1 protein-coding gene is annotated in these 598 nt (G+C 47.0%); it reads right to left on the minus strand.

All coding sequences use genetic code 11. The features are described from left to right. On the minus strand, nt 1-598 hold a 598-nt coding region (locus PSI06_RS21090; protein WP_273604825.1), incomplete at both ends, for an IS4 family transposase.

Genomic DNA, 598 nt, shown 5'->3' on the forward strand with positions numbered 1-598 from the left:
TTTTCGTAATTAGCCGCGCCTCAATCTCCTCCGGCAGCTCGGGGAACTTTTTTCTCGCTTGTGGTGTGGCTCTCAGCCTTACCTGTTTATCTACACGGCTATAACTTTTTATTACATCAAATTGGAGCCCTTTTCTTGCCGGTATCATCCAGTGCCTCTCTTCTCCAGCGAGTTGCCATTGATGGAGTAAGCCTAAGGAATAAAAACCACGGTCAAACAGGGTCAGTGAATGATTAGGCGTATCGCTAATTAGCTGCTCTGCTAGCACCATTTCACTCGCTTTGTATTTATCAAACGCGCTATTAATGAGTTGGTGGCTTGTCAGCTCCATTTGGCACACCATGCGGATTTGAGGAAATGCCGTGTCGCCATACTGAGTACTACCAGAGCCATACTTTTCACGGTTTTGAGCTGTATCAGTCGTTCTCCACACAACCCCATCGACACCGAGTAAATTTAGTCCATTCCATGTTTCGAATTTACCTTGTTGATACCAATGCTTAGCCATCTTCTTAAAGGATTGTTCGACAGCGTTGGTTCCTAGGCGCTGTCGAGCCTGAACCATCGCACTGGGTGCAACAAGCGGTGCTTTACCTGG

Origin of the sequence: Pseudoalteromonas sp. GABNS16E (genome assembly GCF_028598715.1) — a bacterium.
Taxonomy (GTDB): Bacteria; Pseudomonadota; Gammaproteobacteria; order Enterobacterales; family Alteromonadaceae; genus Pseudoalteromonas; species Pseudoalteromonas atlantica.